The organism is Seonamhaeicola marinus, from assembly GCF_008085455.1.
The window spans coordinates 1-397 of the sequence record NZ_VSDQ01000056.1 but is presented as its reverse complement, the minus strand read 5'-3'; the positions used below and the strand labels follow the sequence as shown (position 1 = coordinate 397).

Genomic DNA, 397 nt, shown 5'->3' with positions numbered 1-397 from the left:
GAATCTGAAATTATAGAATTATAAATAGCATTTGCATACAAACTGTTATGGGTTATATCATAGGTATTCAATCCGAAATATGATTGTTGCTCATGGCTACTAAAAGCGGTTTGCACTCCAATGCTTTGCCATGGAATTTCAGGATTCACATAGCCTAATTTTGCTGAAACTTCGTAGCGCTTGGTATCTATTTCGCTTCCCCAATGGTTTGTAGTAAGCTTGTCGTTATTAGGATTAAAGTCTAATTCACCAGCTTGTTTGTCGTCATTTAAAAACTTCAAATTAATAAAACTAACAAAACCTTTTTCGGCATTGGTGTATTGCCAGCGGTTCATAATATTTATTTGGTTGTAAATTGGCATATCTAAAAAACCATCGTCATTTACATCATGTTTAG

The 397-nt window shown here is 33.8% G+C and carries 1 pseudogene; it reads right to left on the bottom strand.

The features are described from left to right. A pseudogene (locus tag FUA24_RS00360) lies at positions 1 to 397 on the bottom strand (TonB-dependent receptor); the annotation flags it as partial.